The sequence below is a fragment of the Roseateles sp. AC306 genome, assembly GCF_979253795.1.
In genome coordinates this window covers 1-9,566 of sequence record NZ_CEEDEB010000035.1, presented here as the reverse complement: position 1 = coordinate 9,566, position 9,566 = coordinate 1, and the positions used below count along the sequence as shown (strand labels likewise).

The following is a 9,566-nucleotide window of genomic DNA, read 5'->3' as shown; positions in this document are numbered from 1 at the left end:
CCCCCCCAAGCCCGCGCTGCCCCTGCGTGACGGCGTGGCCGCCAGCGCCGTGTTCTGCCCGCCCGGCCCCTGGCCCACGCTGACGGCCTTCCTGAATGAACGCCTGCCGCGCGTGGCCGACTGGCCTGAGCGCCTGGCGCGCGGCGATGTCGTCGACGAGGCGGGCCTGCCCACGGCCACGGGCTACGTCCCCAACCGCCGCGTCTTCTATTGGCGCTACCTGGCGGACGAGCCCGTCGTGCCCTTCGCGGAGCGCATCGTCTTCCAGGACGAGCACCTGCTGGTGGCCGACAAGCCGCACTTCCTGCCCGTCACGCCCAGCGGCATCTACGCCCGGCAAACGCTGATGGCGCGGCTGCGCCACAGCACCGGGCTGCACGACCTCATCCCCGTGCACCGGCTGGACCGCGAGACGGCCGGCCTGGTCGTCTTCTGCGTCAAGCCGGCCGAGCGCGACGCCTATCACCGGCTGTTCCGCGAGCGTGCCGTCGAGAAGGTCTACGACGCCGTCGCGCCGTGGAGCGAAGGCCCCTGGCCGCGTGTCGTGCGGCACCGCCTTGTCGAGCCCGACATGGAGCAGTTTCTGCAGATGCAGGTCGTCGACGGCGAACCCAATGCCGAGACGCACATCGACCTTGTCGAGCGCCTGCCTGGCGGTCTGGCGCGCTATGAACTGCGCCCCCACACGGGCGCGCGCCATCAGCTGCGCGTGCAGATGAACGCGTTGGGTCTGCCCATCGCTGGGGACCGCGTCTATCCGCTGCTGCAGCCACATGAGAACCCGCCGCGCTTCGACGCGCCGCTGCAACTCATTGCGCGCGAGATTGCGTTCACCGACCCGATCACCGGCGCCGCGCGCCGGTTTTTTCGCACCACCACGACAATCGCCGCCACATGACCGCTGCCGACTCCCAAGCCCAGGTCCAGGCGCTGCGCCGCCAGCTGCAATCGCTGCTCGAAGCCGCCACGGCCAATGAGCGCAAGCTGGACCGCTTCGATGCGCTGGAGCGGCGCCTGATGGCGGTCGAGTCGATGGAAGAGCTGGTCAACCTGCTGCTTGTCGAATGCCGTACCGACTTCGGCCTGGACGCCGCCGAACTCTGGCTGCTCGATCCCGACGGCGAGCTCAGCCGCGCGCTGCCCAGCCTGCCCATGGCCAGCGCGCCGCAGCTGCTGGACAACCACGGTCCGTTGAAGGACATCTTCGGCGGCGCGCGCACCACCCGCCTCATCGGCCCGGGCCACGGCGAGGAATTGCTGGCCAGGGCCTTCGGTGACGGCACGCCGGTGCGCTCGGCGGCGCTGCTGCCGCTGATCCGGCAAGGCCTGCTGATCGGCAGCCTGCACTTCGGCGCGCGCGACCCCGAGCGCTACGACGCCGTCTCGGGCACCAAGTTCCTGGACCGCCTCGCCTCGATCGCGGCGATCGCCATCGAGAGCATGCTCAACCGCGAGCGTCTGCGCCGTGCCGGCATGACCGACGGCCTGACCGGCGTGCACAACCGCCGCTACTTCGATCACCGCAGCCTCATCGAGTTCAGCCAGGCGGTGCGCCACCGCTATCCGCTGGCCTGCCTGTTTCTGGACATCGACCACTTCAAGGCCATCAACGACGGCCACGGGCACCCGGCCGGCGACGAGGTGCTGCGCCAGGTCGGCGGCCTCATCCTGCGCTCACTGCGCACCGGTGACCTGGCCGCCCGCTACGGCGGCGAGGAATTCGTCGTGCTGCTGCCCCGCACCGACCTGGCCGGCGCGCGCGAGGTGGCCGAACGCATCCGCACGATGGTGCAGGACGCGCCCTTCGTGACGCCCGAGGGCGGCAGCGTCAGCGCGACGCTCTCGGCGGGCCTGGCCATGCTGCCGGCCGGCGCGGTGAGCTTTGCCGAGCTGCTGAGCGCGGCCGACCGGGCGCTCTACGACGCCAAGCGCGCGGGCCGCAACCGCACCGTCGCGGACACGGCGAGCGAGGCCGCCTGACGCGACCTTCGACGCGAAACGAAGTGTTGGGGCCGAGCGCCGGGCCGCTCCCAAGCCGGCCCGTCTGGCGATGTGCTCGCGGCTCGATGCCGGGAGCATCGCCGTCCCCTCGGGGGACCGACCAGGCTCACCGGCGTTCAGCCGAAGTGAGACTGGGCGAGGGGCTCACCTCAACCACTGCAGCTGCATCGTGAACATGTCGCCGCGGTCGCCATAGGTCTTGCCGAACAGGAAGGCCGCGTTCAGCGTCACCGTGTCCGGGCCTTCGTCCCACAGCGTGGCCAGCAGGGCCGGCCCGGCGCGGTGCGACTGGCGCTCGCGCGGCGCCCAGTCGTTCCACTTTCCCACCTCGCTGAAACCCAGCAGGCCGACGCGCCAGCCCGGCGCCGCGCGGTAGAGGCCGCGCCACTGCAGCTTGAGCCGCGTCTCGCGGCGGCGGGTGTCGTACTCCCAGAACACGTTGGCGTTGAGCTTGAGGGCGCCGAAGTCGGTCTGCCAGGCCGGCCCCAGTTCCAGCGCATTGCTCTCGCCACGGTTGCGGATGAGCTGGGCGTGGATGGCCAGGTCATACGGTTTCTCGCCCTGGGTCAGCAGCACGACGTTCTGCCAGTTCCAGCTCGACAGCGTCATGTCCGCCCGGCCCGTGCCTATCCAGCTCGCCAGCAGCCGTGTCGTCCAGCGTGTGTTGACGCCATAGCTCAGGCCCAGCTCCGGCCACAGCTGGGCTGCCTCGTCGGGCGCCTTCACCGTCCAGTAGCGCAGCTCGGTACCTACGCGGCCCGCTTGGTCATAGGGCGTGACGAGGTAGTAGCCCGGGTCCGCCATGGCGGGCGCCGCGAGCGCGGCCCAGAGGCACAGACAGCTGGCTTTCATGCCGTGACTCTAGGGTCGGGCCCAGCTTTCGCCATGAAAACCCACCCCCTGACAAACCCCGATCGCATGAGCTGCACAGGGGCCGGTGCGGCCGTGACAATTTGTCTCGCAGTAGCCGCTTTTGTCATGACCACCGATTCCCTTGCCCAAACCCAGCATGGCCAGGACGCCCAAGGCGGCCAGCACGACGCCATGCCGCGCCGGCTGGGTTCCCTGCGACTGCGCCTGGGCCTGTGCGTGCCGCTGCTGACTGCGGTCATCGTTGCCATCTTCGAGTGGAGCGTGGGCGGCTTTGCGGTGCCGGCCGAGGGGCTGGCCCGCACGGCCTGGCTGGTGTTGCTGCTCAGCGCAGCGCTGCTGCTGCTGGTGGAGGCCATGCTGCTGCGGCCGCTGCACCGGCTTGCGGCTGGCTGCGAGGCAATGGAGTCGGCCCCCGTGCCGCTGACGCCGGAGGACGCAACGCCCGCACCCGGCCTGGCGGCGGAGCTGGACCGCATCGGCCACGCCATGCGCCGCGCCCGCGGCTCGCTGTGGCAGCAGGACCAGAATGCCCGCGAACTCAGGCGCGAACTGACCCAGCAGCGCCTGCTGCTGGAGCAGGCGCATCACGCACTGGAAGCCAACCAGCGCGAGCTGGCCAGCCTGGCCCGCACCGATGCGCTGACCGGCATCGCCAACCCGAATGCCTTCGACGAGGCGCTGCGCCGTGAGTTCAAGCGGGCCCAGCGGCAGCGCGGCCTGCTGGCCCTGGCCGTGCTGGATCTGGACGAGTTCAAGCGCTTCAATCAATTGCACGGCCCCGCCGAGGGGGATGCGGCCCTGCAGCGCGTTGCCGCGCTGTTGAACGAACGCTTCAAGCGCGACACCGATGTCGTCGCCCGCCTGGGCGGTGAGGAGTTCGTCGCGCTGCTGCCCGGCTTCGGCATGGCCGAGGCTCAGGGCGTGCTGGAACTGCTGCGCGAAGACCTGCGCGCCTTGAGGCTGCCCGACGGGCAGGGCCACCTGACGCTGAGCATCGGCCTCGCCGCACTCAGCCCGGCCCATCCTTACCTGAGCGCCCAGGCGCTGATGCAGGCGGCCGACGAGGCGCTCTACATCGCCAAGCACGCGGGAAGAGATCGATTGAGTTTGGCTGCTTAGAGCGCGCCGTAGGCCGCGATTCCTCCAGCGGCCGCCGTGGAAGCGGCTTTGCCGGGCCACCAGCGGCGCCCCCTTGAGGAGGCCGGCGAAGCCGGTAGGGGGTGGGCCCGTTTCAGCGCCCGTGTTCCTGAGCCGCCAGCAGCTGCTCGTTGACGCGCCGCGCCGCACGCAGCACCAGCGTCTCGTCCAGTTGCGCCTGCGGGGCGATCTGGCTGGCCACCTCGTCGAGTTGCTCGGGGTGGAGCAGCAGCGCCCAGGCCACGGTGGAGATGGCGGCGACGCTGCGGCGGGCCAGGCTTTCGGGCATGGTCAGCGTGCCCTGGATCTCGACGTGGTGGCGCACGCTAGCCACGGCCGCAGGCGCCAGGCCCCAGCTCTCGCACAGCGCGGCGCCCAGCGCGTCGTGGCTGACGCCGAAAGCCGTCTTCTCCAGCTCCACCAGTTCGGCGTCACGCGGCGCGGCGCGCAGCATGGCCGGGTAGTGCGTCGGCGCGTGGCGGTAGAGCACCGCCTTGCCGCATTCCTCGAACAGGCCTGCCGAGTGCGCAGCCCAGGGGTCGACGCCCAGCATCTGGCCCATGCGGCCCATCAGCAGGCCGCGCTGCGATGCGCGGGCCCATACGGATTCCAGCTCTGTCGCCGCCGGGAAGGCGGCGCGCAGGCCCATCTCGAAGGTGATGGCGGCGACTTCGCGCATGCCCAGGTAGGTCAGCGCCTGGTGCACCGTCTGCACGCGGCCGCGCAGCCCGTACAGCGATGAATTGACCGCCTTCATGACGGCGGCCGCCAGTGCCATGTCCGTTTCGACCAGCGACGACATGGCCTGGAGGTCGATGTCCTCGGCCGCCATCAGCAGCGAGAGCTTGACCAGGACCTCGGGCTGGGTCGGGATCTCGATGTCCAGGTTGCGAAGTTGCGGATCGACGGGCATGGTGAAGTGAGGCGCTGAGGGATGCTCGATGGTAGATCAGCGGAAGAAGGCGTCCCAGGCTGTTTTGAGGATGAGGGCACCGACGACCGTGATGAACACGCCGCGCACGAAACCTGCGCCGTGCTTGAGCGCCAGCCGCGTCCCGGCCAGGCTGCCGATGACGTTGGTGACCGCCATCACCGCCGCGACGTGCCACCAGATATAGCCCTTGCTGACGAACAGCGAGATCGCGAACGCGTTGGTCAGCAGGTTCATCAGCTTGGCTGTGGCCGAGGCATGCAGGAAGTCGTAGCCCAGCACGCGCACGAACAGGAAGACGAAGAAGCTGCCCGTGCCGGGGCCGAAGAAACCGTCGTAGAAGCCGACGGTCAGCGCGATGGCGCCGGCAGCAAAAGCCTCGGCCCGACCGGCAAAGCGCGGCTTGTGCTCGCGGCCGAGGTCCTTCCTGGCGAGCGTGTAGATGAACACGGCGGCCAGCACCAGCGGCAAGGCCTTGCGCAGGCCGTCGGCGCTGACGAGGGTCAGCACCCAGGCGCCGCTGAAGCTGCCCGCGCCCGCCAGCACGGCGGCCGGCAGCAGGCGGCGCCAGGGCAGCTGGACGCGCTTCACATACTGCAGCGTCGCCCAGCCCGTGCCCCAGATCGCCGCCGCCTTGTTCGACCCCATCAGCGTGGCCGGCACCGCATTCGGGAAGGTGCTGAACAGCGCCGGCGTGAGCACCAGCCCCCCACCGCCCGCCACCGCGTCGATGAAGCCCGCGAGCAGCGAGGCGAGGGCGACGATGAGCAAGTCGAGCATGTTGGGTTCCATCAGCGAGCGACGCGGCCGTCGTGCCTCCATCGGGCCGAGCGCCGGGCCACTCCCAAGCCGGCCCGTCTGGCGATGTGCGACCGGGGCACGCCCCGCGAGCATCGCCGTCCCTTCGGGGGACCGGTCAGGCGCGCCCGCGTTCAGCGCGGCGGGACTGGACGAGGGGCACAAAATAAAACGGCCACCAAGGGGTGCCTTGGTGGCCGGTGCGATTGTCTTCGGGGTTTCGAAGCAATCTTGCTGTCTTGTCTCCTCACAACCCGCCCGGCGGCTCTGGACTTGGAGCCCCGAACCGCGTCGAGTGACGAGAATGTATTGCCCCGCCTCGGTGCACGGCACTGGGGAAACCCCGGGATGGCGGTGCGCAAGCGCTATTTTGCGCCCCAAAAGTGTGCGCAAAAAGGCCCGCCAGCCGGCGTGAGAATGCCGGCATGCGTTGTCTGTTTCGCGTTCTGCCGCTGCTCCTTTCAAGCCTGCTGAATGCCTGCGGCGGCGGTGGCGGCGGGGGCGCGACGGGAGAAAGTCCCGGAGGTGACACCGGTGGTTCCGGCATAGGGCAGACGCTCACCTTGACCCTCCCCGCCAGCGGCCTCGCGGCAGCCGATCTGGCGGTTATCGTGGCCGAGGGCGATGGCGTCAGCGAGGCCATCGGCGCGGCCTATCTGGCGGCTCGCGGCGTGCCGCCGGGCAACCTCATCCGGGTCAAGGTCAACACCGCCAGCCCGTCGATTTCGGCGGACGAATTTTCGTTGCTTAAATCAGACATTGAGGCCCGCCTGCCCGCCGGCGTGCAGGCCACGCTGTTCGCCTGGGCCGCGCCCAGCCGCGTCGTCGGCACCTGCAGCATGGGCATCACCAGCGCCATGACGCTGGGCTATGACACTCGCTATTGCAATAGCACGCCCGTGGCCAATGCCTGCGCCAACACGGCCGCGTCGCCGCTGTACGACAGCGAGTCGCGCCGCCCCCGGGCCGACCTGCAGCTGCGCCCGTCCATGCTGCTGGGGGCCACCACGCTGGCAGCCGCCCAGGCGCTCATCAACCGCGGTGTAGCCGCCGACGCGACTTTGCCGGCCGGCGAGGGCTGGCTGGTGCGTACGACGGACGTGGACCGCAACGTGCGCTGGACCGATTTCTCGCCGCTGCCCGCCGCCTGGGGCAGCGCACTCAAGCTCAGCTACGTGGACCACAGCGCCGGCGCCGCCACTGCCAATTCGCTGTCCGGAAAAACCGACGTGCTGTTCTACCTGACGGGGTTGACCAGCGTGGCCAACCTGTCGACGCTGCAATTCCGCCCCGGTGCGCTGGCCGACACGCTGACCTCCGCCGGTGGCCTGCTGCCAGGCGCCGCCGGCCAGATGCCGATCACCGCCTGGCTCACGGCCGGTGCGACGGCGAGCTACGGCACGGTGGAGGAGCCCTGCAATCTGCAGCAGAAGTTCTCGCGCGCCTCGGTGCTGATCGACCACTACTGGCGCGGCGCGACCGCCATCGAAGCCTACTGGAAGGCCGTGCAGTGGCCGGGGCAGGGTCTGTTCGTCGGCGAGCCATTGGCCCAGCCCTTCCGCGACACGCCCAGCCTGGCCATCGTGGCGGGCGAGTACCAGATCAGGACGCGTTCGCTGCGCCCCGGCAGCCGCTACGCGCTGCAATACCGCCTCAGTGGCAGCACCACCTGGACGTCGCTCGCCACCTTCACCGGCGTGCGCGGCCAGGTGCTCGATGGCCGCTCGCCGCTGGCGCCGGCGGCAGCCGTGCAGATCCGCTGGCAGGGACCCTGCCCGGACAACGCGGCGAATGCCTGCACGCTGGCTCAGTCGTCCTGACCTTTACGCGCGACCCTCAGAATGCAGGTCGGTCAAATCCTGATTGCCGCATCCGGCCAGGCGATCAACAGTCGCCCTCCCGCCGAGCACCACACGCCCATGCCCCGTTCCCCACTTGCCCGCGCCCGCGGCTTCACGCTGCTCGAACTGCTGGTCGTCATGGTCATCATCGGCCTGCTGGCCGGGTATGTCGGCCCGAAGTTCTTCGGCCAGATTGGCAAGAGCGAGGTCAAGGCCACCAAGGCCCAGATCGACGCGCTGCAGAAGTCGCTGGACCAGTACCGGCTGGATGTGGGCCGCTACCCCAGCACCGAGCAGGGCTTGGCGGTGCTGGTCACCAAGCCGGCCGACGAGCCCAAGTGGAGCGGGCCCTACCTCAGCAAGGCCGTGCCCAAGGACCCCTGGGGCAACGACTACCAGTACCGCGCGCCGGGTGAACACGGCGAATACGACCTGTTGTCCTTCGGCAAGGACGGCCGCCCGGGCGGCGAGGGTGAGGACGCCGACCTCACCTCCTGGTGACATGAAGCCCCCACGCGAATTGCATTCGCTGCCCCCCGACGGTGCGCACCAGCGCCTTCGGACGGCCGCGCGGCGCTGGTGATGGCGGTTTTCCAAACCCGCGTCTTGCGCGCTGGCGCGGTCAGCAGCGAGCGCGTGGAGGCGCCCGACCGCGCCGCCGTGGCCGCGGTGCTGGGCGTGCCGCCTCAGCATGTCCTCGAAGTCCGCGAACTGGCCGCTGCAGCGTCCGCGCGCGCCTGGCGCCGCAACGCCAACTTCCCGTTGCAGCTCTTCAGCCAGGAACTGGGCGTGCTGCTGGACGCCGGCATCGCGTTGCTCGAAGCGCTGCAAACACTGCGCGAGAAGGAAGGCCAGCCCGGCGTGCGGTCGGCGCTGGACAGCGTCATCACGCAGATCGAGCAGGGCCGGCCGCTGTCCGCCGCGTTGCGTGAGCAACCGCAGGCGTTTGACGAACTCATCTGCGCCATCGTGGCCGCCAACGAACGCACCGGCCAGCTGTCCACGGCGCTGGCCCAGCATGCGCGCTACCTCGCCTGGGTCGACGCGCTGCGCTCGCGGCTGGTGGCGGCGCTGGTCTACCCGCTGATGCTGCTGGGCGTGGGTGGCGCGGTCATCCTCTTCCTGCTGCTTTACGTGCTGCCGCGCTTTGCCGGCATCCTGGAGCAGACCAGCGCCGACCTACCCTGGGCCTCGCGCGTGCTGATCGAGTTCGGCCAGGTGGCGGGTGCGCACCCGGGCCTTGTCATCGGTGGCATTGCGGCGCTGGGGTTTGCTGTGTTCTCGCTGCTGCAGCAGGCGGCGTTGCGGCAGCGGGCGCAGGCGGCGTTGTGGACATTGCCTGGCCTCGGCCCGCGGCTGCGGGTGCTGGCGTTGGCGCGGCTGTATCGGTCGTTGGCGATGTTGCTCGCGTCGGGCGTGCCGGCGTTGGCGGCTTTGCGCATCGTCGTGGATGTTGTTGCGGCGCCTTGGCGTGGCGCGGTGCAGGCGGCGGCGGCTCAGATCGAGCGGGGCGAGCGGCTGTCGGCGGCTTTTGATTCGCAGGACCTCGCCACGCCGGTGGCGCGGCGCATGCTGCGGGTGGGGGAGCGCAGTGGCGAGGTCGCAGCGATGCTGGAGCGGGCGGCGGCCTTCCATGACGAGGAGGCGGCACGGCTGACGGACCTGCTGTCGCGGCTGGTCAACCCGGCGCTGATGCTGATCATGGGCGTGCTGATCGGCGGGATCATCGTGTTGATGTATCTGCCAATTTTTCAGTTGGTGGAGCAGGTGCAGTGATGGGGTTGTCTTTTGGGGGTGTGGCTTGTTGGCTAGGCCCAGCCGGGAGTTCGCCCCGGCGGGCGACCTACTTTTTGCGCCGCCAAAAAGTAGGCAAAAAGCTCTCCCCTGCAAAACCGCCCCTGCGGGGTTCCCTGCGATGCTCGAAGCCCGGGGCCGCACCCAACTCACTTCGCTACGCTCCGTTCAGACAAAGGGGTGCGAAGTCA

At 69.8% G+C, this 9,566-nt stretch carries 9 protein-coding genes; 6 read left to right on the top strand and 3 right to left on the bottom strand.

Annotated features, from left to right (window positions below; translation table 11 throughout):
- Both AC0IZJ_RS28225 and AC0IZJ_RS28220 read left to right on the top strand, forming a co-directional pair.
- Positions 1 to 898: pseudouridine synthase (locus AC0IZJ_RS28225; protein WP_471855568.1), on the top strand; the 898-nt coding region annotated here is incomplete at its 5' end.
- Positions 895 to 1,980, top strand: a complete 1,086-nt coding sequence (locus tag AC0IZJ_RS28220) for a GGDEF domain-containing protein (RefSeq protein WP_471855566.1) — start codon at positions 895 to 897, stop codon at positions 1,978 to 1,980. The genes AC0IZJ_RS28225 and AC0IZJ_RS28220, both read left to right, overlap by 4 nt.
- A 165-nt stretch (positions 1,981 to 2,145) precedes the next feature.
- On the opposite strand, the gene AC0IZJ_RS28215 is transcribed toward AC0IZJ_RS28220, so the two are convergent.
- Complete coding sequence (locus AC0IZJ_RS28215) at positions 2,146 to 2,853, bottom strand: hypothetical protein (RefSeq protein WP_471855564.1); 708 nt, start codon at positions 2,851 to 2,853, stop codon at positions 2,146 to 2,148.
- Between the two features lie 126 nt (positions 2,854 to 2,979).
- On the opposite strand from AC0IZJ_RS28215, the gene AC0IZJ_RS28210 reads away from it, so the two are divergent.
- Entirely contained in the window at positions 2,980 to 3,993 is a 1,014-nt protein-coding gene (locus AC0IZJ_RS28210; protein ID WP_471855562.1) for a GGDEF domain-containing protein, read from the top strand.
- Positions 3,994 to 4,105: 112 nt separating this feature from the next.
- Here the strand turns inward: AC0IZJ_RS28210 and AC0IZJ_RS28205 are convergent, their stop codons facing one another.
- On the bottom strand, positions 4,106 to 4,924 hold the full coding sequence (locus AC0IZJ_RS28205; protein WP_471855560.1) for an HDOD domain-containing protein: 819 nt from the start codon (positions 4,922 to 4,924) through the stop codon (positions 4,106 to 4,108).
- A 36-nt stretch (positions 4,925 to 4,960) separates the two neighbouring features.
- Positions 4,961 to 5,722 (bottom strand): sulfite exporter TauE/SafE family protein, encoded by a 762-nt coding sequence (locus tag AC0IZJ_RS28200; RefSeq protein ID WP_471855559.1) that lies wholly within the window; start codon positions 5,720 to 5,722, stop codon positions 4,961 to 4,963.
- Between the two features lie 581 nt (positions 5,723 to 6,303).
- Here AC0IZJ_RS28200 and AC0IZJ_RS28195 point away from each other — a divergent pair.
- From AC0IZJ_RS28195 to AC0IZJ_RS28185, 3 genes are all read left to right on the top strand, one after another.
- On the top strand, positions 6,304 to 7,560 hold the full coding sequence (locus tag AC0IZJ_RS28195) for a TIGR03790 family protein (protein WP_471855557.1): 1,257 nt from the start codon (positions 6,304 to 6,306) through the stop codon (positions 7,558 to 7,560).
- 99 nt (positions 7,561 to 7,659) lie between these two features.
- Entirely contained in the window at positions 7,660 to 8,082 is a 423-nt protein-coding gene (gene gspG, locus AC0IZJ_RS28190) for a type II secretion system major pseudopilin GspG (RefSeq protein WP_471855555.1), read from the top strand.
- Positions 8,083 to 8,163: 81 nt separating this feature from the next.
- A complete protein-coding gene (locus tag AC0IZJ_RS28185; RefSeq protein ID WP_471855553.1) occupies positions 8,164 to 9,357 on the top strand; it encodes a type II secretion system F family protein in 1,194 nt (397 codons plus the stop codon).
- The last annotated feature ends 209 nt before the right edge of the window (positions 9,358 to 9,566 follow it).

What these genes read in the sequence shown, in the direction of transcription:
- AC0IZJ_RS28185 (WP_471855553.1), top strand. Translation starts at nt 8,164, where the DNA reads ATGGCGGTTTTCCAAACCCGCGTCTTGCGCGCTGGCGCGGTCAGCAGC.
- AC0IZJ_RS28215 (WP_471855564.1), bottom strand. Translation starts at nt 2,853, where the DNA reads ATGAAAGCCAGCTGTCTGTGCCTCTGGGCCGCGCTCGCGGCGCCCGCC.
- gspG (WP_471855555.1), top strand. Translation starts at nt 7,660, where the DNA reads ATGCCCCGTTCCCCACTTGCCCGCGCCCGCGGCTTCACGCTGCTCGAA.
- AC0IZJ_RS28200 (WP_471855559.1), bottom strand. Translation starts at nt 5,722, where the DNA reads ATGCTCGACTTGCTCATCGTCGCCCTCGCCTCGCTGCTCGCGGGCTTC.
- AC0IZJ_RS28205 (WP_471855560.1), bottom strand. Translation starts at nt 4,924, where the DNA reads ATGCCCGTCGATCCGCAACTTCGCAACCTGGACATCGAGATCCCGACC.
- AC0IZJ_RS28210 (WP_471855562.1), top strand. Translation starts at nt 2,980, where the DNA reads ATGACCACCGATTCCCTTGCCCAAACCCAGCATGGCCAGGACGCCCAA.
- AC0IZJ_RS28220 (WP_471855566.1), top strand. Translation starts at nt 895, where the DNA reads ATGACCGCTGCCGACTCCCAAGCCCAGGTCCAGGCGCTGCGCCGCCAG.